Annotated in this window: 18 protein-coding genes; 12 read left to right on the top strand and 6 right to left on the bottom strand. The window is 60.5% G+C overall.

The genetic code is table 11. The annotated features are described in order from the left end of the window. Positions 1-84: 84 nt before the first annotated feature. The 4 genes from BLW11_RS12950 to BLW11_RS12935 form a co-directional block, all read right to left on the bottom strand. On the bottom strand, positions 85-2,529 hold the full coding sequence (locus BLW11_RS12950) for a TonB-dependent siderophore receptor (protein WP_048358361.1): 2,445 nt from the start codon (positions 2,527-2,529) through the stop codon (positions 85-87). Between the two features lie 118 nt (positions 2,530-2,647). After that, entirely contained in the window at positions 2,648-3,631 is a 984-nt protein-coding gene (locus tag BLW11_RS12945) for a FecR domain-containing protein (RefSeq protein WP_048358362.1), read from the bottom strand. Next, positions 3,628-4,152 (bottom strand): sigma-70 family RNA polymerase sigma factor, encoded by a 525-nt coding sequence (locus tag BLW11_RS12940; protein WP_048358363.1) that lies wholly within the window; start codon positions 4,150-4,152, stop codon positions 3,628-3,630. The genes BLW11_RS12945 and BLW11_RS12940 overlap by 4 nt, the downstream gene beginning before the upstream one ends. Positions 4,153-4,302: 150 nt before the next feature. Then, positions 4,303-5,580: a serine/threonine transporter gene (locus BLW11_RS12935; RefSeq protein WP_048358364.1), complete on the bottom strand. Its 1,278-nt coding sequence runs from the start codon at positions 5,578-5,580 to the stop codon at positions 4,303-4,305. 228 nt (positions 5,581-5,808) lie between these two features. Between BLW11_RS12935 and BLW11_RS12930 the strand changes: the two genes are divergently transcribed. The 7 genes from BLW11_RS12930 to BLW11_RS12900 all read left to right on the top strand — a co-directional run bounded on the left by BLW11_RS12930 (position 5,809) and on the right by BLW11_RS12900 (position 14,603). Further along, the gene (locus tag BLW11_RS12930) at positions 5,809-6,339 is read left to right on the top strand and encodes a DUF4946 domain-containing protein (protein WP_048358365.1); all 531 of its coding nucleotides are present in this window, start codon (positions 5,809-5,811) and stop codon (positions 6,337-6,339) included. 167 nt (positions 6,340-6,506) lie between these two features. Next, entirely contained in the window at positions 6,507-6,953 is a 447-nt protein-coding gene (locus BLW11_RS12925; RefSeq protein WP_048358366.1) for a DUF411 domain-containing protein, read from the top strand. Positions 6,954-7,437: 484 nt separating this feature from the next. Next, positions 7,438-9,009: a glycogen synthase GlgA gene (glgA, locus tag BLW11_RS12920; protein ID WP_048358367.1), complete on the top strand. Its 1,572-nt coding sequence runs from the start codon at positions 7,438-7,440 to the stop codon at positions 9,007-9,009. Positions 9,010-9,068: 59 nt separating this feature from the next. Beyond that, positions 9,069-11,150: a 4-alpha-glucanotransferase gene (gene malQ, locus BLW11_RS12915; protein WP_048358368.1), complete on the top strand. Its 2,082-nt coding sequence runs from the start codon at positions 9,069-9,071 to the stop codon at positions 11,148-11,150. Positions 11,151-11,177: 27 nt separating this feature from the next. Beyond that, positions 11,178-11,405: a DUF2934 domain-containing protein gene (locus BLW11_RS12910; protein WP_048358369.1), complete on the top strand. Its 228-nt coding sequence runs from the start codon at positions 11,178-11,180 to the stop codon at positions 11,403-11,405. A gap of 128 nt (positions 11,406-11,533) precedes the next feature. Next, complete coding sequence (glgX, locus tag BLW11_RS12905; protein WP_048358370.1) at positions 11,534-13,687, top strand: glycogen debranching protein GlgX; 2,154 nt, start codon at positions 11,534-11,536, stop codon at positions 13,685-13,687. Positions 13,688-13,808: 121 nt separating this feature from the next. Beyond that, positions 13,809-14,603, top strand: a complete 795-nt coding sequence (locus tag BLW11_RS12900) for an endonuclease/exonuclease/phosphatase family protein (RefSeq protein ID WP_048358371.1) — start codon at positions 13,809-13,811, stop codon at positions 14,601-14,603. A 63-nt stretch (positions 14,604-14,666) separates the two neighbouring features. Here the strand turns inward: BLW11_RS12900 and glgB are convergent, their stop codons facing one another. Continuing rightward, positions 14,667-16,898 (bottom strand): 1,4-alpha-glucan branching protein GlgB, encoded by a 2,232-nt coding sequence (glgB, locus tag BLW11_RS12895; RefSeq protein WP_048358372.1) that lies wholly within the window; start codon positions 16,896-16,898, stop codon positions 14,667-14,669. 538 nt (positions 16,899-17,436) lie between these two features. On the opposite strand from glgB, the gene ccoG reads away from it, so the two are divergent. Both ccoG and mapR read left to right on the top strand, forming a co-directional pair. Further along, the gene (ccoG, locus tag BLW11_RS12890; protein ID WP_048358373.1) at positions 17,437-18,858 is read left to right on the top strand and encodes a cytochrome c oxidase accessory protein CcoG; all 1,422 of its coding nucleotides are present in this window, start codon (positions 17,437-17,439) and stop codon (positions 18,856-18,858) included. A gap of 133 nt (positions 18,859-18,991) precedes the next feature. Beyond that, positions 18,992-20,401 carry a GntR family transcriptional regulator MpaR gene (gene mapR, locus BLW11_RS12885; RefSeq protein ID WP_048358374.1) on the top strand — a complete coding sequence of 470 codons (1,410 nt, stop codon included), beginning with the start codon at positions 18,992-18,994 and terminating at the stop codon, positions 20,399-20,401. A gap of 116 nt (positions 20,402-20,517) precedes the next feature. On the opposite strand, the gene BLW11_RS12880 is transcribed toward mapR, so the two are convergent. Further along, the gene (locus tag BLW11_RS12880) at positions 20,518-20,928 is read right to left on the bottom strand and encodes a PA0061/PA0062 family lipoprotein (protein ID WP_048358375.1); all 411 of its coding nucleotides are present in this window, start codon (positions 20,926-20,928) and stop codon (positions 20,518-20,520) included. 226 nt (positions 20,929-21,154) lie between these two features. Here BLW11_RS12880 and BLW11_RS12875 point away from each other — a divergent pair, with 226 nt between their 5' ends. From BLW11_RS12875 to BLW11_RS12865, 3 genes are read left to right on the top strand one after another with little or no spacing between them, the layout of a single operon-like run. Continuing rightward, positions 21,155-24,388 (top strand): efflux RND transporter permease subunit, encoded by a 3,234-nt coding sequence (locus BLW11_RS12875; protein WP_048358376.1) that lies wholly within the window; start codon positions 21,155-21,157, stop codon positions 24,386-24,388. Beyond that, a complete protein-coding gene (locus BLW11_RS12870; RefSeq protein WP_048358377.1) occupies positions 24,378-25,544 on the top strand; it encodes an efflux RND transporter periplasmic adaptor subunit in 1,167 nt (388 codons plus the stop codon). Before BLW11_RS12875 ends, BLW11_RS12870 begins: the two co-directional genes overlap by 11 nt. Continuing rightward, the gene (locus tag BLW11_RS12865; protein ID WP_048358378.1) at positions 25,528-26,955 is read left to right on the top strand and encodes an efflux transporter outer membrane subunit; all 1,428 of its coding nucleotides are present in this window, start codon (positions 25,528-25,530) and stop codon (positions 26,953-26,955) included. Before BLW11_RS12870 ends, BLW11_RS12865 begins: the two co-directional genes overlap by 17 nt. Positions 26,956-26,995: the final 40 nt, after the last annotated feature.

Below are 26,995 nucleotides of genomic sequence, written 5' to 3'. Positions count from 1 at the left end.
TGCCGTTATCGCACATTGCCTGCCTGCGATCCGGTGGTTTTTAACCCTAGTCGACGCAGCGCAGGCACGACATGAAACTTGCCGTCAGAAACGGTACTTCATCCCCACCATCAGATTGCGTGGATCGCCGTAGTAATAGGTCGAATACAAGCCATAACCGCTGAGGTATTCGCGGTCGAATACGTTGTTGAGATTGACCGAGGCACTCAGGTTTTCATTGATGTCATAGCGGGCCATCAGGCCGACCACCGCGAAGCTGCCTTCCTTGGCGTCGGCCTTGATCGATGAGTCCAGCTCGCTGTAGGTCGAGCCCTGCCACGACAGGTTGCCGCCCACGTTCAGGTCTTTAAGATCGCCGGTCAGTTGATAGCTGGTGGCCAGTTTGAATAGCTGTTCCGGATGGTTGCTGTTGATCCGCTTGCCGTCTTTGTCCCTCGGTTGCGCGTAGGTGTAGCCCGCCAGCAATTGCCAGCCGGTCATGATCTCGCCAGAGATTTGCGCTTCAAAGCCTTTGGTCTTGGTGCCGCTCACCGCTTTGTAGGCATCTTCGCCGTTAGCGCGCATACCATCGTATTCGGCGTAGTTGTCCTGTTTGATCATAAACAGCGCAAAACTGGTGTTCAGCGCGCCGCCGAAATACTCGGACTTGAAGCCAGCTTCATAGCTTTGACCGGTCATCGGCGCGAGTACTTTGTCATCGCGGTCAAAGTAACTTTGCGGGGTGAAGATGTCGGTGTAGCTGGCGTAGACCGAGTGATTTTCACTCAGGTCATAGACGATGCCAGCGTAAGGAATCATTTTCCCGGTTGTTTTCGAATCGTCCGTGGTCGGCGTCGTTTGCGCCGCGTTATAGGTCATGGCGCCCTTGCGGTCGTAGTCCACCACGCGGGTTCCCACAATCACTGACAGGTCATCGGTCGGCTTCAAGCGCAATGCCGCGTAGGCTGCCGACTCCCTGGTTTTGTACTTCTGCTTCAAGCCCTGGCTCAAGTCCGTAGGCCGTGGTGCGTCATTATTCCAGTCCTGATAATTGACGGTCAGGTCATCCGCATTCATTGCCAGGTAATCAGTGCGCCGACTGCTCATGTTCACCCCCACCACCAACTCGTGGGTGCGGCCCAGCATCTCAAACGGCCCGGTGGCATAGGCGTCCAAAGAATCGGTGTTGATCCCGAAGTCTTTGGTCCCGCTCATGAACTGTGCTTCGCCGGTGGCTTTGTCCGGGAAAGGGCCCCAGCCCACCAGATTGCCCTGCAGCTGCCAGGTAGTGCCCTTCCAGTGGCTGGCCTCGACCTTGAGCAGCCAGTCGCTATCAAAACGTTGCTCAACCCCGGCGAAGTACTTGGTACTTTCGCTGTCGGCATACGCCCACTTGGCTGCCGGATTCATTGAGCGCTTGAAGTGGGTGCGGCTGCCATCGCTGTAATACAACGGCAACTGACCAAAGCTTGAGCCGTTGGAATTTATTCGCTGGTAGTCGATCCCGGCATAGACGGTCGTGGCGTCAGTCAAATCCGCTTCGCCGATGGCGTAAAACACGTCCTTGATGGAGGAATAGCGGTCAATAAAGGAACGGCCATCTTCGCGGGCTGCCACGACGCGACCACGCACTGTTCCGTTTTCAGTGAGCGGCCCGGACAGGTCCATCTCGCTGCGATAGCGATCCCATGATCCGCCACTGCCTGCCACAGAGCCCTGAAACTCTTTGGTTGGGCGCTTGCGCACCAGATTCACCGCGCCGGACGGGCTGCCCACGCCGCTCATCAGCCCGGTCGCTCCGCGCACCACTTCAACCCGGTCGTAAATGGCCATGTCACGCATGCCCAGGCCGTTGGTGTTGGTGGTGAAGTCCGAAGTCGGCACACCGTCGTACTGGAAGTTGTCCAGGGTGAAACCCCGGGAGTAAAAGTTGAAGCGCTCGCTATCGTCATGCACCACCGTGATGCCCGGCGTTTGCCCCAGCACCTGGGCGATGCTGCCCAAGCCTTGGTCGGTCATCTGCTGGCGGGTAATCACCGTGACCGATTGCGGCGTTTCACGCAGCGAAAGCGGTAACTTGGTCGCGGTGCTGGTTTCACCTGTGGTGTAGGAATGGCTGCCTTCTGTGGTGCCGCCCAAAGCCAGACCTGTGACGCTGGTGGCTTGCAGTTGCAATTGGCCGTCAGCACCGCCGGTAGTCAGCGGGTAGAGCGTCCAGACCCCATTAGCGCCTTCAGTGGCCGCCAGACCGCTGCCCTTGAGCAGTTGCAGCAAACCCTGGGCCACATCAAAACGTCCCTTGAGTGCCGGTGCCTGTTTGTTTTTTACCAGGGCCGGGGCGTAAGGCAGGGAGATGTTGGCCTGCTGGGCAAAACGGTTCAACGACGCCTCCAGATCGCTGGCCGGCACGTCGAAGCTGCGCTGGGCAGTGACGGCCGCTGCGCTGACCGATTGCGCGCCAACCAGTACGCCGCCCAGTAGAACCGCCTGCAAGGCGATGGCTAAACGGTTACGCGAAAATAAAGAAGGGTTGCGAAAGACACGGGACATTGAGCTGGGCTCCGACAATTAACAGGTCATATGCCTATTTGTCGAAGGACACCTGGAAACCCGCAAAAGAATTTGATAATTATTCGCAATACACCCGAAAGCCGCTCACGCAAGCGACTTAAACCGCCACAATCCGCGTCCAGAACCGCGTCCTGCGCTCGATCCGTACCGGCAATGACTGGCTCAGGCCCTCAAGTGCACGATCTATCTGATCCAGCTGAAACACCCCGGACACACGCAAATCACTGACCGCGGCATCACACTGCAACCAACCGTGACGGTAGCGCGCCAACTCTTGCGCCAGGTCCTGCAAACGCATCTGTCTGGCCACCAGCGCCCCACGGGCCCAGCCGCCGACATCCAGGGTCGAGACGGGCTGCGCGCGCGCCGACCGGGTATCGATCACATACTCGCTGCCGGCCTGCACCAACACCGGTCGGGCAACAGGCAGATGTATCGCCACCACGCCTTCCTCGACCATCAACCGGGTACGCCCGGGTTCCTGGCGCACATCGAATGCCGTGCCGATTGCCTCCAGCCGCGCCTCACGGGTCTGCACCCAAAACGTCCTGCGTGCGGCCGTGGAGGCAGGGTCGTGGCCTGTGCGGATAAAAATCTCGCCAGCGCGCAAAACAATCAGCCGCTGTTGCGCAGTGAACAGCACATCAGCAGCACTGTCGGTATTTAGCTGTAATAGAGTGCCATCTGCCAGGTTGAACAGGCGCCGCTCCCCCACGCCGGTCGCATAGTCGGCGCCCATGGTGCGCCAGGGTTGTTGCTGCACGACCAGCCCGCCCGCCCCGGCGCCCAGCAGGCCCAAGCCGAGCACCTTGAGGGTCTGACGGCGCGAGCGCAGTCGAGCGCTGGTGGACAGGGTGTCGAGGGCCACGCGACCGGGCAGCGCCGAGACTTTTTGAAAGGCCATTTCGGCGACTTGCAGGGCTTGCCAGGCCGCCTCATGGCTGGCATCGGCCGCTCGCCACTGTTCACACGCAGCCTGCACGTGCGGGTCAGCGACACCCGACCGGGATTTCACAAGCCAGTCAATCGCCTGATCCAGTACCTGCGCAGCGAATCCAGTCGGGACTGATCCGCCGCTCATAGTGCGTTTCGCGCAAGGAAACAGTGCCGGATGGCCGTAGCCATGTACTTTTCCACTGAGCTGAGACTAACCCCCAGGCGCTCGGCAATCGCCTGATAACCGAGGCCTTCGAGGCGCGAGAGCAAAAAGGCAGTCCGCACATTGGGCTTCAAGCCGTCGAGCAACGCGTCAATCCGGGTCAGGGTTTCAAGGAGGATCAAACGTTCCTCGGGGGCAGGCATGTCCTGCTCAGGCAAATGCGCGATGGCATTCAAGTACGCCTGCTCAACCTGCTGGCGGCGAAAGCGGTCAATCAGCAAACCCTTGGCGATGCTGCTCAGCCAGGCACGTGGCTCGCGCAAACGGGCCACCTGTTCCGGCTTGCCCAACACGTAGAGGAAGGTGTCTTGCGCCATGTCGGCGGCATTGTCGGTATCGCGCAAACGCCGTCGCAGCCAGTTCACCAGCCAGCCGTGGTGGTCGCTGTAGAGGCTGCGCACGTCTGAATGCAATAGCGATGGGTTCGGCGGGGATGACGACACGGGAACCCTCGGGACGTGCTGGCAGCACACTGCGAATAGGAATGGGTCGCAATCATATTCGCAGTACTGACCAGACTCAAGCCCAGGACGGCTTGCGAGGGACAATCAGTGCAGTGTCGCCGCGCTGGACGGCGGCGACAGGGGCAAGCATCAAGGAATCAGCGAGTACACCAGCGACGAAATCGCGATCAGGCCCACAACCGTGACAAACACGTTGGAGATCTGGCCCGAGTACTGACGCATGGCCGGCACCCGGCGAATCGCGTACATCGGCATCAGGAACAGAATGGTGGCAATCACCGGTCCGCCCATGGTTTCGATCATCCCCAGGATGCTTGGGTTAAGCGTTGCCACCGCCCAGCACACCACCAGCATGAAAGCGGCGGTCATGCGGTCGAGGTTTTTTGCACCCGGACGCTTGCCGGTTTTCAGTACCAGACCTTTAAGGCCTTCGCTGGCGCCGATGTAGTGGCCCAGGAAAGACTTGGCAATGGCCACAAACGCAATCAGCGGCGCGGCAAAAGCGATGGTCGGGTTATCGAAGTGGTTGGCCAGATAAGACAGGATCGACAGGTTCTGGGCCTTGGCTTCAGCCAGTTGCGCTGGCGACAGTGTGAGCACACAACTGAAGACAAAGAACAGCACCATCACCACCATCAGCAAGTGGGCGCGTGACAGGATCTGCGAGCTGCGCTCATCGGCGTTGGTGCCATAACGGCGCTTTTGATCAACGGCGAAGGCCGAGATGATCGGCGAATGGTTGAAGGAGAACACCATCACCGGAATCGCCAGCCACAAGGTATGCAACAGGGCAGAAGGTTCAGGCAGCGTGCCTGCAGTGCTCAGAATGCCGCCGTTCCAGTGCGGGATCAAAAACACCGCCAAAAACAGCAACGCGACGATAAACGGATAGACCATCATGCTCATGGCCTTGACGATCACTTGTTCGCCGCAGCGCACCACGATCAGCAGGCCCAGAATCAGCACCAGCGACAGCAGTGCCCGTGGTGGCGGGGTGATATGCATCTGGTTGAGCATAAAGCTGCCGACCGTGTTGGTCAGCGCTACGCTGTAGATCAGCAGGATCGGGAAAATAGCCAGGAAGTACAGCAGCGTGATCACGGCACCGGCGCGCAGGCCGAAATGCTCTTCAACCACATCAGTGATATCTGAACCTTCGCGCCCGGAGAGTACGAAGCGGGTCAGCCCACGGTGTGCGTAAAAGGTCATCGGGAACGCCAACAGCGCCAGGATCAGTAACGGCCAAAAGCCGCCCAGCCCTGCGTTGATCGGCAAAAACAAGGTACCTGCGCCAATCGCTGTGCCGAACAGGCCCAGCATCCAGGTGGTGTCATGACGGTTCCAGCGACTGAGGGTCGCGGGTGTCTCGTCGAAGCGTTCGTCGACGCTGTTAGCCTGGTCATTCATCCGGTCGAATCTCCGCTAGCCGGTCGTTACCACGCAGCCGGGGCGGACAAGAAACACCTTGCTGACATCGCCCCGGCCATAAGAGGGGCGCGATTGTCCGGGATTAGACATAAGAAGCAAAGGTTTAGCTGAGCAATGGTCAAAAATGATGTCACGCTGCAAAGCAATACCTCGACACCTATTGATACACTATTACGGTCAAAACCCCGTCAAAAAGGCCCGAAATCCATGCACTTTGCTCGCCGTTTACCTGTTTTTATCGGCTTATGCCTGCTCGCAGCAGTGCCCGCGGCCAGTGCCGACACGCTGATGATTACCTGGCCTGGGGGCTGGGAAGTTCAAGCGGTTCCGCCTGCGCCTGACGACAGCAGCGTGCGCCAGCGGGCAGTGAAGAACGACGCCAACGGCGATCCGCAAATGGTCATGGAGCTGACCCAGTCGACCCTGACGCCTGAGCACAAGGTCAATATGGAGGCGGTGTTGTTGCAGATGCGCAAAACCCTGCAACAGAATTTCGCCAAAGGCGGTTACCAGAGCGCCTGCAACAAAATCCGCAGCAGCACCCTGGGCGGCATGGACGCATTGGAAACCACCTGCAAGATCACCCAGAACGGCAACCACGTCATTACGCAGACCCTGGTCGCCGCGACCCGTGACAACAGCGCGTATGCCCTCTCCTACGCCGGCCCGGCAGACGGGTACAAAGCCAACGAGGCCGAAGTACAGGGCATTCGGGCCAGTTTGCGCCTGGGCCAGTAACCCCGTCGCTGGCAAGCCGGATGCTGGCTCAGCGCTGTTTACGGGGTGTATCGCCCTGCACTTGATTCCATCAAAACCGGCCCAACCTGACAAAATTGTCATCTAGCCATCATCTGCCTGACAGCCCCTGTCGCTCAGGCTGATCTTTTTTGTAAAGAGGGAACTCGATGAAAACCCCATTGCGCCTTGCCGCTCTCTCGGCCCTGTTGCTGACTTCCATGGCCCAGGCCGCCGAGCAACTGACCATTGATGTGCATCGCGACGCCAACTGCGGTTGCTGTAAAGCCTGGATCTCGCACCTTGAAACCAACGGGTTCAAGGTCAATGACCATGTGGAAGCCGACATGAGCAGTGTCAAGCAACGCCTCGGCGTCCAGCCGCGACTGGCTTCGTGCCATACCGGTGTGATCAACGGCAAATTCGTTGAGGGCCATGTGCCCGCCGACCAAGTGGTTGCACTGAGCAAGCGCAGCGACCTTAAAGGGATCGCCGTGCCGGGCATGCCGATGGGCTCACCGGGAATGGAAATGGGCGATCGCAAAGATGCGTATCAGGTCATCGGCCTGCGCAACGATGGCAGCGACCAGGTCATCGCCGAATACCCAGGCAACTGAAATTCCAGCACCGAACGCACCGCAATGGTGCGTTCGGCGTGCAGTTAAGGGTCATAGGACGGCCGGCAGCCTGTGGGAGCCGGCCTGGTGATGCAGGCCTTCCGGGGTGTCAGCCACACCCGACCAACGGCCACAGACTTTCAGTCGTGCCCGAAATATCTGTGACACACAACGTGTGACATATTGCCCCTGCAACAAACACTGTTTTGTCCTACAAATTATCCACTCGATCCTACAAACTTGAACTATCTCTCCTACACTCAACGCTGTCGTGTCTACGGCGTCTAAACGTCGTAATTAAATAAACGAATCTTCTGCGCCCGTGATAGGTCGAATTCAGACAAGGTCGCCGCTTTTGGTGCATTCCTTGCAGTGCCTTACTCACCCTCTGTGTATCGAGACAAGGGTGGCTGGCGGATTAGCAAGTGGGGACGTACTGGCCGGGTGGCCGCAAGGGGATCTATAAATACAACGGGAGAGATTCATGATCAGTGCTGCTGCGCCAAATCAAGAAGAACGTCTGCACCCGCAAGTTATTAGTGAGCTGATATCACTGCCAGGCATGGCTCCTGCCGGGAAGCCCTTGCTGCCGTCGGCCAGTGCCAACCTCAATAAAAAGAAAGTGCTGTTTGTCACTTCCGAACTGGCCGATCTGGTTAAAACCGGCGGTCTGGGCGATGTGTCGGCCGCCCTGCCACGGGCCATGCGTCACTTGCATGATGTACGGGTGCTGATCCCGGGCTATCCGCAAGTGCTCAATAGTGACAATCCGATTCATATCATCGGCGAACTTGGCGGCCATGCCGCCCTGCCCGCCTGCAAGATCGGGCGCATGGACCTCAAGGACGGGCTGGTCATCTATGTACTGATTTGCCCCGAACTGTATGAGCGCGAAGGCTCACCCTACGGCGCCAATAACGGCCGTGACTGGCCTGACAATCATATTCGCTTCGCCCGCCTGGGCCTGGCTGCAGCCGATATTGCGGCCAACCTGGCACAGATCCACTGGCAGCCCGATCTGGTACACGCCCACGACTGGCCTGCCGGGCTGGCACCAGCCTATATGCATTGGCGCGGTCAACGCACACCTACGCTGTTTACCATCCACAATCTTGCCTACCAGGGTGTATTCAGCCGCGCCTGCTGCCCGGAACTGGGCATCCCGCACCATGCCTTGCAACAGGACGGCATGGAGTTTTATGGCAAGTTGTCGTTCCTCAAGGCCGGCATGGCCTACGCCAGCCATATCACCACGGTCAGTGCGACCTACGCCGCCGAAATCACCACCCCGGCTTTTGGTTGCGGCCTGGATGGCTTTTTGGCCAGCAAAACCCAGCAAGGGCTGCTGAGCGGCATTCCCAATGGCATCGATGAAAGCTGGGAAGCGACAACCGACCCGCATCTGGTTGCCCCGTTCAGCATCGGCGACTGGGAGGCCAGGGGCCTGAACACCACTCATGTCCGCGCCTTGTTCGGCCTCAAGCCGTCCAAAGGTCCTTTGTTTGCCGTGGTTTCGCGCCTGGTGTACCAAAAAGGCCTGGACCTGACCGAAGCCGTAGCGGCTTTTATCGTCGCCTCAGGCGGGCAGATTGCAATTATTGGTCGCGGGGAGCCCGAAGAAGAACACGCCATGCGCGAACTGGCCCTGCGCTTCCCGGGGCAGATCGGGGTGCGCATCGGGTTCAACGAAACCGATGCGCGCCGCATGTTCGCGGGCAGCGATTTCCTGTTGATGCCCTCACGCTACGAGCCCTGCGGTTTGAGCCAGATGTATGCACAACGCTTTGGCTCGCTGCCTGTGGCACGCAACACCGGCGGCCTGGCCGACACCATTGAAAACGGTGTCACCGGCTTTTTGTTCGATGAGTCCACCGTGGCCAGCTACGAGCAAGCGTTGAAACGGGCGTTCAAGGTGTTTGCCTACCCCCGGCTGCTCAACGCCATGCGTTGCCGCGCCATGGCCGCACCGTTCAACTGGTGCAAGGCGGTTGAACCCTACGCCGAGCTGTATGAACAGTTGGTTGCCAAGTCACTGCTTCGTTCCGTCAAGCCTTGAACCACGCAACCTGCGGATCTGCCTGACGCTCGATCGTTTATCGCCACGGGAGCCCGCCAATGAGCGAAGCGCAACTTGAAATACTTGCCGGTCGAGCCGGGCTGGCTGTTGACTGGATTGATGCCAACGGCCAGCCACAAAGAGTCCAGCCCCAAGTACTGGAAGCCATATTGGCGGGGCTGGGCCTGCCAGCCAACAGCGCCGAAGCCATTGAAACCAGCTTGCTTAACCTGCAACTGGAGCAACAGAACAAGCGTCTGCCGCCATTACTGACCGCCGACGCTGGCAAGGCCCTGGATTTATCACGCTATTTCCACCCCCACAGTCACTGCGTGGTGCACCTTGAAAACGGTCAGTCGCTGGCGATCCAGCTGGATGCCGACGCGATGCTGCCGGGCATGATCCCCGTCGGCTACCACCGGGTGCAGCTGGACGACCAGCATTTCACCCTGGCCGTGGCCCCGGCCAAGTGCTTCAGTATCGGCGATGCCTTGCACCAGTCGGCCCCCCGGGCCTGGGGCCTGAGCGCTCAACTGTACTCGTTGCGCCGGCATGGCGACGGCGGCTTCGGCGATACCCGGGCCCTGGAAACCCTGTTGCAGGCCGCTGGCGAGCGAGGCGCCGATGCACTGGCGATCAGCCCCGTGCACGCCATGTTTAGCAGCGCGCCAAAACACTACAGCCCGTACTCACCGTCCAGCCGCCTGTTTCTCAACAGCCTGTATGCCGCTCCGGCCAGCATTCTGGGGAAAGAAGCACTCAGCAAAGCCATTGAGGCCACCGGGCTGAAGGATGAACTGGAGCGGCTGGAACAGCTCCCCCTGATCGACTGGCCCGCCGCAACCCGGGCCAAGCAGACCCTGCTGCGCCAGCTCTACGAGCACTTTGTCCAGGACGATCACCCGCTGCTGGCCGACTTCCGGCAGTTTCGCGAACAGGGTGGCGAGGCGCTGGAAAACCATTGTCGCTTCGAAGCCGTGCAGGAAACCTGTGTGGCCGATAACCACAGCCTCGACTGGCGCGACTGGCCCGAGCAGTGGCGCAATCCTGACAGCCCGGCGCTGCTGCACTTCGCCGAAAAACACCGGCATGTGATCGCTTTTTACGCCTTTTGTCAGTGGTTGATGGACCGCTGCCTGGCTCGCGCACAAGCCACCGCCCGGGCCAGCGGCATGGCCGTTGGCCTGATCGCCGACCTGGCCGTGGGGGCCGATGGTGCGGGCAGCCAGGCCTGGTGCCGGCAGGATGAACTGCTGGCAAAACTGACCGTGGGCGCCCCGCCCGACCAGCTCAACCGCGCAGGCCAGGGCTGGGGCATTTCCGCGTTCTCGCCCGAAGGCCTCAAGCGCAATGGTTTCCGAGCGTTTATCGAAATGTTGCGCGCCAACTTCGCCCACGCAGGCGGGCTGCGCATTGACCATGTACTGGGCTTGCAACGCTTGTGGCTGATCCCCTTGGGGGCATCGCCCAGCGAAGGGGCCTATCTGTATTACCCGATCGATGACCTGCTGCGCCTGGTCGCCCTCGAGTCCGTGCGCAACCAGGCCATCGTCCTGGGTGAAGACCTCGGCACTGTACCCGACGGGCTGCGGGAAAAACTCAGCGAGCGGGCGATCCTCGGCATTCGCGTGCTGCTGTTCGAACAGGACTATGGCGCCCGTTTCAAGCCGATTCTGGACTGGCCGGATGACGCACTGGCCACCACCAGCACCCACGACCTGCCAACCCTCAATGGCTGGCTGCACGGACGCGACATCGACTGGAACGAACGCCTGGGTCTGGTCGATCCGGTGGCCGCGCAGCGCTGGCGCGAAAATCGCAGCATCGAGTGCGAAGGCCTGCACCGCGCCTTGAGCCAGGACCCGCAAAACTTTCAGGAAGAAGCCCAAGGCAACGCGCCGACACTGGACGCCAGCATTCGTTTTCTGGGGCACACCCGTGCGCCACTGGTATTGCTGCCGATAGAGGACGCGCTGGGTCTTGAGGAACAAGCCAATTTGCCGGGCACCATCAGCGGTCACCCCAACTGGTGCCGACGGCTGCCTGGTGATTGCAACACGTTGCTGGACACCATTGATGCCACGCAACGCCTCGAATTGCTGGCCTGTGCCCGCCAGCAAGCCCATGAACGGGACCGATAATTCACCCACGAGTCAAGGAGCTTTGCCATGAGTAGCGACGAAAAATGCATTCGTGAATTTGCCTACCAAATCTGGGAATCCGAGGGGCGGCCTGACGGTCAGGAGGAGCGCCACTGGGAAATGGCCCACAAACTGGCCCAGGCTCAGGCCCTTGCCCCTTCCAAGGCCGGGCCGCGTGTGACCAAAGCCAAGACGGCGGCAAAACCGGCCGCCGAGAAAAAGCCACGGGCACCGCGCAAACCTGCTTCATCTTGAATACGCCTGTACACCCGCTGTGGGAGCAACGGTTCGGCGACCCGGCTTGCTCGCGATTCAAGCACTGATCGCGAGCCCGCTCCCACAGCACATACACACCTCGAACCCCGGTTGAGCAGGAGCAGGTCATGAGCAAACGTACGTCAGCACCTCCCACTGGCGATGCCTTGCGCATCCGCGAAGGGCTGCCCTTTCCTTTGGGGGCTACGTGGGACGGCCTGGGCGTGAACTTCGCCCTGTTTTCCGCCAATGCCACCAAGGTCGAGCTGTGCCTGTTCGACTCCACGGGTGAAGTCGAACTGGAGCGTATCGAGCTGCCCGAGTACACCGACGAGACATTTCACGGCTATCTGCCGGACGCCCACCCCGGGCAGGTTTATGGCTATCGCGTGTATGGCCCTTATGACCCCGAGAACGGCCATCGCTTCAACCACCACAAATTGCTGATCGACCCTTATGCCAAGCAACTGGTGGGGGAGCTCAAATGGTCGGAGGCGCTGTTTGGCTACACCATTGGCCATCCGGATGCCGACCTGAGCTTTGACGAGCGCGACAGCGCACCGTTTGTGCCCAAGTGCAAAGTGATTGACCCTGCCCACACCTGGGGCCATGACCATCGCGTGACCGTACCGTGGGAACGCACCATTTTCTATGAGGCCCATGTCCGTGGCATCAGCATGCGCCACCCGGCGGTGCCGGATGAGGTGCGTGGCACCTTTTCAGGCTTGATGGTCGAAGAAGTGATCGAGCACATCACGGATCTGGGCGTGACCAGCATCGAGCTGCTGCCGGTACACGCGTTCGTCAACGACCAGCACCTGCTGCAAAAAGGCATGACCAATTACTGGGGCTACAACAGCATCGGCTTTTTCGCCCCGGACCCGCGCTACCTGGCCAGCGGCAAGATTGCCGAGTTCAAGGAAATGGTCGCGCACCTGCACAACGCCGGGCTGGAGGTGATTCTGGATGTGGTCTACAACCACACCGCCGAAGGCAACGAACAAGGCCCAACCCTGTCCATGCGCGGCATCGATAACGCCTCGTACTATCGGCTGATGCCCGACGACAAGCGCTTTTACGTCAACGATTCCGGCACCGGCAACACGCTGGATCTGAGCCACCCGTGCGTCTTGCAGATGGTCACCGACTCCTTGCGCTACTGGGCACAGGAGATGCACGTCGACGGTTTCCGCTTCGACCTGGCAACCATTCTGGGGCGTTATCACGACGGGTTTAACGAGCGTCACAGCTTTTTGGTGGCCTGCCGCCAGGACCCGCTGTTGCGCCTGGTCAAAATGATCGCCGAACCCTGGGACTGTGGCCCCGGCGGCTATCAAGTGGGGGGCTTCCCGCCCGGCTGGGCGGAATGGAACGACCGCTTTCGCGACACCGTACGGGCCTTCTGGAAAGGTGACGAAGGCAAGCTGGCCGACTTTGCCGGGCGCATGACCGCCTCTGCCGACCTGTTCAACCATCGCGGCAGACGGCCCTATGCCTCGGTCAACTTCATCACCGCCCATGACGGCTTCACCCTGCATGATCTGGTGTCCTACAACGACAAGCACAACGAAGCCAACGACGAAAACAACCAGGACGGCAGCAACAACAATATTTCGTGGAACCATGGGGTCGAAGGCCCCACCGATGATCCCGACATCAATGCCTTGCGCCAGCGCCAGATGCGCAACTTCATGGCCACCCTGTTTCTGGCCCAGGGCACACCGATGCTGGTGGCCGGGGACGAGTTCGCCCGCACCCAGCACGGCAATAACAACGCCTACTGCCAGGACAGTGAAATCGGCTGGGTCAACTGGGAACTCGACAAACCGGCCAAAACCCTGCTCGCGTTTGTCAAACGCCTGATCAAGTTACGCCTGCACTACCCCATCTTGCGCCGCGGCCTGTTTCTGGTTGGCCACTGCAACGAGAACCCCGAGGTCAAGGACGTGACCTGGCTGGCTGCGGACGGCAACGAGATGACCACCGAGCAGTGGAATGACCCCGAGGCCCGATGCCTGGGCATGTTGCTCGACGGTCGCACCCAAGTGTCCGGGGTCCAGCGTGCCGGCGCCGACGCCACCCTGCTGATCGTGGTGAACGCACACTTCGACAACCTCAACTTCAACTTGCCTAAAGTCCCCGATGGCATCAGCTGGTCTTGCAAGCTCGACACCACTGACCCGTCTATCAAAGGCCCGCAGCACCTGCCCTTCAACAAACCCTACAGCGTCACCGGGCGCTCGCTGGTGCTGTTTGAGCTGCAACATACCGAGGTGTCGTGAATGTATTGATAAGCATCAAGCGCGCCCCCATAAAAAAGCTGCAAGCTGCCAGAGTCGAGCTCTGACTTGCAGCTTGCAGCTTGAAGCCAAAAACGGCACCAACACAGGAGTGACCCTAACCATGGCTGTTGTCGGTACCCCCCTCGCGCCTGCCACACCCGCGACGGCGCCTGCCGTGCACCAGATCAAAGTGCTGACGGTCAATACGCACAAAGGGTTCACGGTTTTCAATCGACGCTTCATCCTCCCCGAACTGCGTGAGGCGGTACGCAGTACCGGCGCCGACCTGGTGTTTTTGCAGGAAGTGCTAGGCGAACACGAAAAATACGCATCGCGCTACGAAGACTGGCCGGCAACCTCACAGTACGAGTTCCTTGCCGACAGCATGTGGAGCGACTTTGCCTACGGCCGCAACGCGGTGTACCCCGACGGCCATCACGGCAATGCGCTGCTGTCCAAATACCCGATCAAGTCCTGGCGCAACCTGGATGTTTCCATCACTGGCCCGGAACGGCGTGGCCTGCTGCATTGCGTGCTGGACGTCCCCGGCCACGACAATGTGCATGCCATTTGCGTGCATTTGAGCTTGCTGGAAAGCCATCGCCAGTTACAGATCGTACTGCTGAACCAATTGCTCAAATCCTTGCCGCCTGACGAGCCGGTGATCATTGCCGGTGACTTCAACGACTGGAAACAGCAAGGCAACGCCGCCCTCTGCCAACGGGACGACCTGCACGAAGTATTCGCCCGGCATCATGGGCAACTGGCCAAAACCTACCCCGCACGCTGGCCGCTGCTGCGCCTGGACCGCATCTACCTGCGCAACGCCAGCAGCCACAACCCCGAAATCCTCGGCAACAAACCGTGGACGCATTTATCGGATCACTTGCCGCTGGCGGTTGAGGTGCATCTGTAAATCCGGGCGCCCCCTCACCTCACCCTGCACCCTCCGGGAGGACCAGGGTGAGGCGCCTGTGATCTAGGCAACCACCGGCCGCAAGATCAACACCCCCAACGGAGGCAGATTCAGGGCCACTGACACACTCTGCCCATGGCTGGGCAGCGCCTCGGTCACGACCCCGCCGCCGTTGCCATAATCAGAACCGGCGTAGATGGCCGAATCACTGTTGATGACCTCTTTCCAGGTACCGGCAAACGGCACTCCGATGCGATAGCCCTCACGTGGCACCGGGGTAAAGTTGGTCACCACCAGCAATGGCGAACCGTCCTTGCTCCAGCGCAGCCAGGCGTAAACGCTGTTGGCGGCGTCATCCCCGATCAACCACTGGAACCCTTGCGCCACGTCGTCCTGCTCATACAACGCAGGTTGCTCGCGGTACAAACAGTTCAAGTCACCCACCAGTTTTTGCACACCTCGGTGCTCGGGGTATTGCAGCAAGTACCAGTCCAGCTGCTGGTCGTGATTCCACTCGCGCCACTGTCCGAATTCGCAGCCCATAAACAGCAGCTTCTTGCCCGGATGGGCCCACATAAAACTCAGGTAAGCCCGCAGGTTGGCGAATTTCTGCCAGCGATCACCGGGCATTTTGTCGATCAGCGAGTGCTTGCCGTGCACCACTTCATCGTGGGAAATCGGCAGGATAAAACGCTCGGTCCAGGCGTACACCAGGCCAAAGCTCAACTCGTTGTGATGATGGGCGCGGTACACCGGGTCTTGCTGGATGTAGTGCAGCGAATCGTGCATCCAGCCCATGTTCCACTTGTATGAAAAACCCAGGCCGCCCTGATCGGTACTTTGGCTGACCCCCGGCCAGGCCGTGGACTCTTCGGCAATCACCAGCGCACCGGGAACTTCGTGGGCAACCACGTCATTGAGATGGCGTAAAAACTCGATGGCTTCGAGGTTTTCCCGGCCGCCATGGCGATTGGGCACCCACTCACCGGACTTGCGTGAGTAGTCGCGGTACAGCATGGACGCCACCGCATCGACCCGCAGCCCGTCGATGTGGAAGTGTTTAAGCCAGTGCAGGGCCGAGGCCAGCATAAAGCCATGCACTTCGGTGCGGCCCAGGTTGTAAATCAGCGTATTCCAGTCCTGGTGAAAACCTTCAAGCGGGTTGGCGTATTCGTACAACGCAGTGCCATCAAATTGCGCCAGCCCGTGGGTATCGTTGGGGAAGTGCGCGGGCACCCAGTCCAGAATCACCCCGATACCGGCCACATGGCAGGCATTGACGAACGCCGCAAAATCATCGGGCGACCCGTAGCGGGCGGTGGGTGCAAATTGCGACAAGGGCTGATAGCCCCAGGAGCCGCCGAACGGGTGCTCCATGATCGGCATCAGCTCGATATGGGTGAAGCCCAGTTGCTGCACATAGGGGATCAGGCGGTCCGCCAGCTCAGGCCAGGTGTACTGACGCGCGATCTCGCCGGCATCATCGGCCTCGCACTGCCATGAGCCCACATGCAGCTCGTAGATGGACAACGGTTGATCATGGCGCTGGCGCTGCGCACGGGCTTGCATCCACTCGCTGTCCTGCCAGTCGACCGTCAGGGGCGAGGCGACTCTTGACGCGGTGTCGGGCGGCAACTGCGTAGCCAGGGCCACGGGGTCAGCCTTGAGCGGCAAAATGCCCTGGGCCCCGAGAATTTCATACTTGTAGGCCTCACCGGCTTGCAGGCGGGGTACAAACAGCTCCCACACCCCGCTCGGATGGCGCAGGCGCATGGGGTGACGACGGCCGTCCCAGCCATTGAAATCACCCACAACCGAAACCCGCCGCGCATTGGGCGCCCACACCGCAAAGCGCACCCCGGGCACGCCATCTACGTGGGTCAACTGCGCGCCAAAGCAACTGCTCAAATCGCGATGATTGCCTTCGGCAAACAGGTACAGATCCATTTCACCCAGCAGCGGACCAAAACTGTAAGGATCTTCGCTGACCTGGACAACATCCCCCCAATCAACCTGCAGCACATAGCCACTGGCCTGCGGGAAATGCCCGACAAAAAAACCGGGCACCTGTGAATATTCGAGCGGGCCCAGCACTTCACCGCCGTCGCGAGCAAGCACGTTGACACTGAGCGCTCCTGGCAAAAAAGCCCGAACAGACTGACCGCCCGCGCCATCGGCGTGGGGCCCCAGAACCGAAAACGGATCAGGATGCTCAGCCCGTGCCAGCGCCTCGATATCCGAGTTTTCGGGTAACCATGAGTCTCTCCCTTTACCCGTTTGCTTGCTCGAACCCATGCTGTTCTCCATCCGGTAAAGGTTACGCATGACCCTGCACGCGTTTAGCCATCAACTTGAGCTGTTTCCTGCACTCAGTGACAGAGCAAAGACTAGCTGTTGTCAGACAATCTGTATCGCTAGATTAACGACCTGCGGCGCATGGCAAATGTTCCGTGCATAACACGACGAGGTGTACTGAGTTCGCACACTAACAGTGCATTGTGTTGCTTTGAGGACACCCGCAGACAGTGGCTGAAAGGTTTGATAGCGGTTGCTGAAGGAATCAATGCAAAACACGTGCACAGATTTCCTCCAATGCATCGTCACCTCAGTGATTCGGTGATTTACCTGACCCCGATCACCCTCCCTCCGGCGCATCTGCAGTACAGACACCCAGAGCCCGCACCACCGGGGATTGCCCGGGGTGCAGCACATTGTCGCAGGCGGGCCTAAAAACCCATCTGATCCGGTTTTAATTCAAATAACTGAGTCTGTTATGCAAACAGTTCGCTGGGCATAGTGCTCATGCCTGATGGAGGCTGATGAGCGAAAGACCATGAGCGAACAAATTCCCGTCCAGATAATTGAGTCATTTGAGGCTTCTCGACCAAGAGCCGCAAAAAACAAGAACAAGTCCAGCGACAACGTGATTCACACCCGCAGCTTCACGGGCCTGTACCGCACACTCCGAATAGTGGGCACAGGCTTTTTGTTTTTGCTGTTCTTTGGCACGGTCTGGCTGAATTGGGATGGCCGGCAGGCGGTCCTGTGGGACTTGTCTGAAAGCAAATTTCACATTTTTGGCGCAACCTTCTGGCCCCAGGACTTCATTCTGCTGTCGGCCTTGCTAATCATTGCTGCCTTTGGCCTGTTTGCAATCACGGTATTTGCCGGCCGGGTGTGGTGCGGTTACACCTGCCCGCAAAGCACGTGGACCTGGCTGTTTATGTGGTGCGAAAAGATCACCGAAGGTGACAGAAACCAGCGCATAAAACTGCAAGCCGCGCCCTGGCGCCTGAACAAGGTCCTGCGCCGTACGGCCAAGCACACCCTGTGGCTGGCCATCAGTGTGATGACCGCACTGACTTTCGTTGGTTACTTCACACCGGTCCGGCCGCTGGCCACGGAATTGCTGACCCTGGAAATTGCCGGCATCAGCCTGTTCTGGATGCTGTTTTTCACCGGGGCCACCTACATCAGCGCCGGTTGGCTGCGTGAAGCGGTGTGCATGCATATGTGCCCGTATGCCCGCTTCCAGAGCGTGATGTTCGACAAGGACACCCTGGCCATTTCCTATGACGTGGCCCGTGGCGAAAGCCGGGGCCCTCGCAAACGAGGGGTTGAGCCAAAGCAGGAAGGTTTGGGTGATTGCATCGACTGTTATATGTGCGTGCAGGTGTGCCCGACCGGCATCGATATCCGCGATGGCTTGCAGATGGAGTGCATCGGTTGCGCTGCCTGTATTGATGCCTGTGATTCGGTGATGGACAAAATGGGCTACGCCCCAGGCCTGGTGCGCTATACCTCCGAACACGAACTGCAAGGCGGCAAGACCCACCTGCTGCGCCCACGCCTGATCGGCTACGCCGTGGTGCTGCTACTGATGATCGGAGCGCTGGTGATAGCCCTGAACCAACGCACCATGGTGTCGCTGGATGTGATCAAGGACCGGGGCCTGTTCCGCGAGAACAGCCAGGGCCAGATCGAGAACATCTACAGCCTTAAAATCATCAACAAGACCCAGGAACCACAGAACTATCGGGTGTCCTTGCAAGACAGCGAAGACTTCCAGCTGCAGGGCAAAACCGAACTGAGCCTGGCCCCCGGCGAGATTGTCGATGTGCCGGTGTCTGTTGCCCTGCTGGCCGACCGCCCGAAGAGCAGCTCACAGACCATCGAGTTTGTGGTCACCGACACCGATGAACCGGATGTGCGCAGCGTGGCCAAAAGCCGTTTTGTTGCCCCGCTCAATCGCTGAGCCTTTAGACTGCAGCAACCCTTGTGGGAGCGAGCCTGCTCGCGATGGCAGCACTGCGCTGCATGCATCGCGAGCAGGCTCGCTCCCACAGATGTTTGATGTGTGTAACTTACGCCGGACCGGGCCTTATCCCATGAAACGCTACGAAAAATTCGCCGACGATATTGCTGAACTGATCCGCTCAGGGGTGCTCGGGCCCGGTCAGCGCGTGCCTTCGGTGCGCTATGCCAGCCAGACCTATGGCGTCAGCCCCTCGACGGTGTTTCAGGCCTATTACCTGCTGGAGCGTCGAGGCCTGATTCGGGCCAAGCCGCGTTCGGGCTATTTCGTCAATGTGCATGCGCCTACCCCTTTTTCCGAACCGGTGTTCAGCAGCCATGTCACCGAGTCCACCCAGGTGGATGTCAGCGCCCTGGTTTTTTCGGTGCTGGACTCGATCAAAGACCCCCACACGGTACCGTTCGGCTCGGCCTTCCCCAGCCCGATGCTGTTTCCGCTGCAACGTCTGGCCCGCTCGATGGCCACCGCCAGCCGGGAAATGGACCCGCGCATGGTGGTCACCGACATGTCCCCCGGCAACCCGCAGCTGCGGCGGCAAATCGCCCTGCGCTACATGGTCGGCGGGTTGATGCTGCCCATGGAGGAACTGCTGATTACCAATGGCGCGCTGGAGGCCCTGAACCTGTGCCTGCAAGCCGTCACCGAGCCCGGCGACCTGGTGGCCATCGAAGCCCCTGCGTTTTACGCCTGCCTGCAAGTGCTGGAACGGCTCAAGCTCAAGGCGGTGGAGATCCCGGTGCATCCCCGTGATGGCATCGACCTCGGGGTGCTGGCACAAACCCTCGAGCGTCATCCGATCAAAGCCGTGTGGTGCATGACCAGCTTTCAGAACCCCATTGGCGCGACCATGCCCGAGGCCAAGAAGCAGGCCCTGGTCGAGCTGCTGCGCGGCCATCAGGTACCGTTGATTGAAGACGATGTGTACGCCGAGCTGTATTACGGCCAGCACGCGCCGAAGCCGGCCAAGGCGTTTGATACCGAAGGGCTGGTAATGCATTGCGGCTCGTTTGCCAAAAGCCTGGCACCGGGTTACCGCATTGGCTGGGTGGCTGCGGGGCGTTACGCGCAGAAAATCGAGCGGCTCAAGCTGATGACGTCGCTGTGCGCGTCGATGCCGGCCCAGGCCGCCATCGCAGACTACTTGCAGCACGGCGGTTACGACCGTCACCTGCGCAAACTGCGCTATGCGCTGGAGGAGCAACAGAGCGCAATGCTGGCCGCGATTGCCCGCTACTTCCCGGCCCAGACCCGGGTCAGCCAGCCTTCGGGCGGCTACTTCCTGTGGCTGGAACTGCCCGAGCAAATGGACTCGCTCAAGTTGTTCCAGATGGCCCTGGCCCAAGGCATCAGCATAGCGCCGGGGCCGATCTTCTCGGCCACCCAACGCTTTCGCAATTGCATCCGCCTGAACTACGGCAGCCCGTGGGACGAGGCCAGTGAGAAAGCCATGGAAACCCTGGGCAAGATTGTGCGTTCGTTTTAGACAAACGCCAAACTCTCTGTGGGAGCGAGCCTGCTCGCGATGGCCTCACCACGGTCGGCCTGCCAGACCGTGTCGTCTGCATCGCGAGCAGGCTCGCTCCCACAAGGGTAAAGCGCCTACCCCGGCATACAGCTGAAATCCGCCGTGTGTGCCACTTCCTTGCCATGCCCGTCGACAAGGCGTGCACTGATCTCTGGCCCAAGGCTCGACTCAATCAGCTCGTAGCGCTCACCGGCCTTGAAGTGTGTGTAGTTGACCTTGCCCTGGCAATCCACCTCGTTTTCATCACCCGTGGCGCCTTCGAACAAGGTCACGTCCAGACGGTGGGTGCCGGGAGTGACTTCAAAGTAACGGCCATCGTTGATGTTTTTACCGTCGACCCGTTCCGCCATCAGGTCACTGTTGCCCTCCTCTTTAAGACCGATCCAGGCTTCGCCCGGGTCTTGTTTTGGCATGGGCCCGGCACAGGCCGACAGCAACAGCACCAGGCTCAGGGACGGGATCAGCAGCAGTGGTTTAAGAGTCATCGCAAGTACGCCTCGCAGGGGAAACCAAAAAGTACGACAGGTACAGGGAGCTGGCCCGTCGAATAGGCTTCAAGCTTGGCGCTCGTTGGCCATTCGGCCAAATGAATGAAAGTGAAGGGAATTTCAGGCCATTCCTAAAGGATCCTTCACGTTGCTGAAAGCGGATCGTTAGGTTTGGACGGTAAGACTGCCGAGGTTTGCAATTCCACTCCTCGGAGGTTCAGGCATGCTCGGGCTGGTAAAGACCGCACTGCACAAGCCCTACACGTTTATCGTGCTGGCGATTTTCATCTGCATCATTGGGCCGCTGGCGGCTGTGCGCACCCCCACGGATGTGTTCCCTGACATTGGTATTCCCGTGGTCGCCGTGGTGTGGCAATACACTGGCCTGGCGCCTGCCGATATGGCGGGCCGGGTGATTTATACCTACGAGCGTTCGCTCAGTACCACGGTCAACGACATCGAACATATCGAGTCGCAGTCCTTGCCTGGCATGGGCATCGTGAAAATCTTCTTTCAACCCGGCGTCGATATCCGTACCGCCAACGCGCAAGTGACCGCGGTGTCACAAACCGTGCTCAAGCAGATGCCTCCGGGGATTACCCCGCCGCTGATTCTTAACTACAGCGCGTCCACGGTGCCGATCCTGCAATTAGCGTTTTCCAGCCCCACACTCTCGGAAGCCAAAATCCGCGACCTGGTGCAGAACAATATCCGGCTGCCCCTCAGCGCACTGCCGGGCCTGGCCATGCCGACGCCCATGGGCGGCAAGCAACGCCAGATCACCCTCGACCTCGACCCCCAGGCACTGGCGGCCAAAGGTCTTTCGGCCCAGGACGTCGGCGCGGCGCTGGCGGCGCAAAACCAGATCATCCCGGTGGGCACGGCCAAGCTCGGCACTTATGAGTACACGGTGCTGCTCAACAACAGCCCCAAAGCCATCGATGAGCTGAACGACTTGCCGATCAAGACGGTCGACGGCGCGCTGATCACCATCGGCCAGGTGGCCCACGTACGTGACGGTTCGCCGCCGCAAACCAATATCGTGCGGGTTGACGGTCACCGAGCGGTGCTGATGCCGGCGTTGAAGAACGGCACTATCTCGACCCTGTCCATCGTCGACGGCATTCGCGCAATGTTGCCGCGCATCAATGAAACCTTGCCGCCGTCCCTCAAAACCTCCTTGCTGGGCGACGCTTCGGTGTTCGTCAAACAGTCGGTCGCAAGCGTGGCGCAGGAAGGGATCATTGCCGCCCTGCTCACCAGCGCCATGATTTTGCTGTTCCTTGGCAGCTGGCGCTCGACCCTGATTATCGCGGTGTCGATCCCGCTGGCGGTACTGTCGGCCATCGCCCTGCTGGCGCTCAGCGGGCAAACCCTCAACGTCATGACCCTGGGCGGGCTGGCGTTGGCGGTGGGGATTCTGGTGGACGATGCCACGGTGACCATCGAAAACATCAACTGGCACCTCGAACAGGGCAAGTCGGTACGCGATGCGATTCTCGACGGGGCCAGGCAGATTGTCGGCCCGGCATTCGTGTCACTGCTGTGCATCTGCATCGTGTTTGTACCGATGTTCATGTTGCAGGGGATTGCCGGTTACCTGTTCCGTCCGATGGCGCTGTCGGTGATTTTCGCCATGGGCAGCTCGTTCATTCTGTCCCGTACTCTGGTGCCGACCCTGGCGATGTTTCTGCTCAAGCCACATGTACCCGAGCAAGGTACCGGGCATCACCCGGAAGATGCCTACATCAACCATCACGAGGGCGATCAACACACCAAACAGCACTCGGCCCCGGTGCGCGCCTTGCTGAGTTTTCAGCAAGGGTTCGAGCGCCGTTTCTCGGCGGTACGCGATGCCTATTACGGGGTGTTGGAGCTGGCACTGGCCCATCGCAAACGCTTTCTGCTGGGTTTCATGGCCTGCGTGCTGGCCTCGTTTGCGTTGCTGCCGAGCCTGGGCCAGGACTTCTTCCCGGCCACCGATGCCGGGGCTCTGGCCCTGCATGTGCGGTTGCCATTGGGTACTCGTATCGAAGAAAGCGCCGCCGCATTCGACAGAATCGAGTCACGCATCCGCGAGATCATTCCTGCCGACCAACTGGATACCGTCATCGACAACATCGGAATTCCGTTGAGTGGCATCGACATGGCCTACAGCAGTAGCGGCACTATCGGCCCGCAGGACGGCGATATTCAGGTCACGCTCAAGGCGGATCACAGCCCCACCGCCGATTACGTGAAACGCCTGCGCGAAGCCCTGCCCGAGAGCTTCCCCGGTACCCAATTTGCCTTTATGCCGGCGGACATCAGCACCCAGATCCTCAACTTCGGCGCCCCGGCCCCGCTGGACGTGAAAATCTCCGGGCACGACGACGCTGCCAACCGTGCCTATGCACTGGAACTGCAACGGCGCTTGCAGCATGTGCCGGGGATTGCCGACCTGCGGATTCAACAGTCGGTGGGCTACCCGTCGCTGCAAGTCAACGTCGATCGCCTGCGGGCCAATGGCCTGGGGATTACCGAACGCGACGTGACCAACAGCATGGTCGCGTCCCTGGCGGGGAGCTCTCAAGTGGCACCGACCTTCTGGCTCAACCCGCAAAACGGCGTGTCTTATGGCGTGGTTGCCGCCACCCCGCAATACCGTCTGGACAGCCTGCCAGCACTGGAAGCCTTGCCCGTGACCGGCAGCAACGGCCAGTCGCAGATCCTTGGCGCGCTGGCAACCATCAGCCGGGTACAGAGCCCGGCGGTGGTCAGCCACTACAACATCCAGCCCACGCTGGACCTGTACGCCAACATTCAGGGCCGTGACCTGGGTTCAGTGGCCGCCGATGTACAAAAGGTGATTGATGGGGCAGCCGATCTGCGGCCCAAAGGCGCGATCATCAGTCTGCATGGCCAGATCGACGCCCTGCATGAAGCCTTCAGTGGCTTGAGCTTCGGCTTGCTGGGTGCGGTGGTGCTGATCTACCTGCTGATCGTGGTCAACTTCCAGTCCTGGGTCGATCCGTTCGTGATCATCACCGCCCTGCCCGCCGCCTTGGCCGGGATCGTGTGGATGCTGTTCCTCAGTGGCACATCGCTGTCGGTGCCGGCCTTGACCGGGGCCATCCTGTGCATGGGCGTGGCCACGGCCAACTCGATTCTGGTGGTGAGTTTTTGCCGCGAACGGCTGGCCGAGCATGGCGACGCACTCAAAGCCGCACTCGAAGCGGGCTACACACGCTTCAGACCGGTGTGCATGACCGCGCTGGCAATGATGATCGGCATGTTGCCGCTGGCCTTGTCAGAAGAACAAAACGCCCCGCTGGGACGCGCCGTGATTGGCGGTCTGATGCTGGCCACCGTTGCCACCCTGCTGTTCGTGCCCGTGGTGTTCAGCCTGGTGCACGGTCGGGGAAAAAAACGCGCTGCTGCTGGATCTTCTGTTGGAGAAACGTCTCATGTCATCTGATCAAAAACCTTCGCACAAGCGCTTGATGTATCTGGGCATCGGCGGCCTGACCCTGGCCGCACTGCTGGTGGCCAACGGCCTGGCGGCGCGCAGCCGCCACGAACACGCGATCACCCAATGGACCGAAGCCGCGGCGCTGCCGATTGTCAGCGTGTTTCAACCCCTGCAAAACGCCCACGGCGACACCCTGCGTTTGCCCGCGCACCTGCAGGCCTGGAGCAAGGCGCCGATCCACGCCCGGGTCAGCGGCTACCTGAAAAGCTGGCAAACCGACATCGGCAGCAAGGTACACGCGGGACAGATACTGGCCGTCATCGACAGCCCGGATCTGGACCAGCAACTGGCGCAAACCCGCGCCCATATGCTGCAGGAACAAGCCAACGCCAGGCTGGCGGCGACCACGGCCACCCGCTGGCAAAACCTGCTGGCCAGTCACTCGGTCTCGCGTCAGGAGGCTGACGAAAAAGCCTCCAATGCCGCCGCAGCCAAGGCCAATGCCCAGGCCGCCGAAGCTGATTACGCACGTCTCTCGACCCTGGAAGACTACAAGACCATTCGCGCGCCCTTTGCAGGGACCATCACTGCCCGCAACACCGACATCGGGCAATTGATCAAGGCCGATACCGACAGCGATATTGAGCTGTTCGACATAGCCGACACCCACCAACTGCGGCTCTACGTACCCGTGCCACAGAACTACGCCAGCGTGATCCGCCCTGGCATGCAGGTACAACTCAGCGTGCCGGAGCACCCGGGGCAAACCTTCAGCGCCAGATTGATCGGCAACTCGGCGGCAATTGATCAACGCTCTGGCACCCTGATGGCCCAGTTCGTAGCCCTCAACCCGGGCGACGCACTGATGCCCGGCGACTATGCCGAGGCCACCCTGTCGATCCCGGCAGACACCCACGGCGTCAGCATCCCGGCCAGTGCGTTGATCTTCCGCGCCCAGGGCACCCAGGTCGCGGTGCTCGACAGCGCGCAGCATGTGCACTTGCAAAACATCCATATCGGCCTCGATTTGGGCGAGCGGCTGGTGATTGATCAGGGCCTCAAGCCCGCCGACACCGTGATCGACAACCCGCCTGACGCCCTGCGCGAAGGCGACGCGGTAAAACTTGCCGACGCGGGAGCCTCCCATGCAGCCAAGGCTTAAACGCAGCGCCCTGTTGCTGGCCCTGGCCTTGCAGGGCTGCTCACTGGCACCGGCCTACAACCCGCCCGACCTGAACCTGCCCGCGCATTACCGCGAACAAACCAGTGACGGCCCGTGGCACAGCGCACAGCCCGCCGATCAACTCTCGCCCCAGTGGTGGCGGGTGTATCAGGACGAACGCCTGAACACGCTGCAACAGCAATTGCTCAGCGCCAACCCGGACCTGGCCGCCGCCCTTGCGCACTTCGACGCGGCACAGGCCTATGCCAGCCAATTGCATGCAGGGTTGTTCCCGCAAATCACCGCCAGCGGGCAACCGATGCGTCAGCGTCAATCAGACAGCCGCCCGCTGCGCGGTACGACGCAACCGTCGGTCTATAACAGCAACACCGCTGGGTTCGCGTTGAATTTCGACCTCGACCTGTGGGGCAAAATCCGCAATCAGGTGGCGGCGGGCGATGCCCAGGCAGAGGCCTCGGCGGACGACCTGGCCGTGGCACGCTTGAGTTTGCAACGCCAGTTGACCGGCCTGTATGTGCAACTCGATGGCCTGGATGCGCAACAGCGGATTTTGTCCAGCTCGCTGGATGAGTACAACCAGGCCTTGCAACTGACCCGCGCCCGTTTTCAGGGGCAGATCGCCTCCGAACTTGACCTGACCCGCGCCCAAAGCCAGTTGGCCGAAGCCGAAGCCCAGCTGGACGACGTGCGCGGCCAGCGCAACCTGACCGAACACGCAATGGGCGAACTGGTGGGCGAGCCAGCGAGCACCTTCCAGCTGGCGGCCAGCACGCGCACCTTGGACCTGCCACCGCAGCCCCAGGCGCTGCCCAGCACCTTGCTGCAACGGCGGCCCGACATCGCCGCCGCCGAGCGCCGGGTGTTTGCCGCCAATGCGGCGATTGGCGTGGCAAAAGCGGCCTGGTATCCGGACTTCAGCTTGACCGGCCTGCTCGGCGGGCAAACCCAGGGCAGCGGCAATTTACTGGCTGCCAGTAACCGCTTCTGGGCCTTGGGGCCGCTGATCAGCCTGCCGATTTTTGACGGCGGCAGGCTCGATGGTCAGGAGCGCCAGGCCAAGGCTGAATTTGAAGAAGCATCGGCCCATTACCGCAGCCAGGTGCTGCATGCGGTCCGCGAAGTCGAGGACAACCTGGCGCAGCTGCGCGACCTGCGACAGGAAAGCCTCGACGAGCAAGCCGCCGCCAATACCGCCGAACACACCCAGGCAATCGCCACCAACAGCTATGAAGCCGGGGCAGTCAGCTATCTGGATGTGGTGACCGCGCAAACGGCAGCGCTGCAAGCCCAGCGCCAGGTACAAGCCCTGCGCACCCGGCAGCTACAGGCCAGCGTGGGGTTGTTGACGGCATTGGGGGGTGGGTGGGATCAGTCAGCACAACACCTGTAGCCGCTGCCGCTGGCTGCGACAAGGGCCGCAGGACCTTCGC

Source organism: Pseudomonas deceptionensis (assembly GCF_900106095.1).
In the GTDB taxonomy this organism is placed as follows: Bacteria; Pseudomonadota; Gammaproteobacteria; order Pseudomonadales; family Pseudomonadaceae; genus Aquipseudomonas; species Aquipseudomonas deceptionensis.
The sequence above is the reverse complement of the archived record's forward strand: the minus strand, read 5'-3'. Positions and strand labels throughout refer to the sequence as shown.